Source organism: uncultured Kordia sp. (assembly GCF_947496985.1).
In the GTDB taxonomy this organism is placed as follows: domain Bacteria; phylum Bacteroidota; class Bacteroidia; order Flavobacteriales; family Flavobacteriaceae; genus Kordia.
Window position 1 is genome coordinate 1 of sequence record NZ_CANMEZ010000040.1, and the last position, 398, is coordinate 398.

Annotated in this window: 1 protein-coding gene; it reads right to left on the minus strand. The window is 34.9% G+C overall.

The window, feature by feature from the left end; all coding sequences use genetic code 11:
* On the minus strand, positions 1-398 hold a 398-nt coding region (locus Q0828_RS24415), incomplete at both ends, for a hypothetical protein (protein WP_298427987.1).

Consider the following 398-nt stretch of genomic DNA (forward strand, 5'->3'; position numbering starts at 1 on the left):
CCTGTGTTTATAATAGTACCGTCGTTGATTAAGGTAGAAGGCGTGCCATCATCAAATACATCTATGACTAAAGTAGCTCTGTTATCTATAACGCCAGTTTCTGAATTATGGAGGGTCGCAATAATAGGAACACCAAATACAATTGTGCTAAGTGTTCCTCTATTTAATAGTGTTCCGTTATTGATAAACGTATCATTTGACAGACCGGCTATGCCATCTGGTAATATTTCAATGATATTATTATTTACTATTTTTCTACTTAACCTAAATCCAGTCTCTCCTCCGTAAACTTTCACGATGCCTTCATTGGTAAACGTTTGGCTATCAAAAGACATACCTATACTTGTAGTATTTATGGTACCTGTATTTGTAAGTAAACCAAAATCTCGAATGACTAT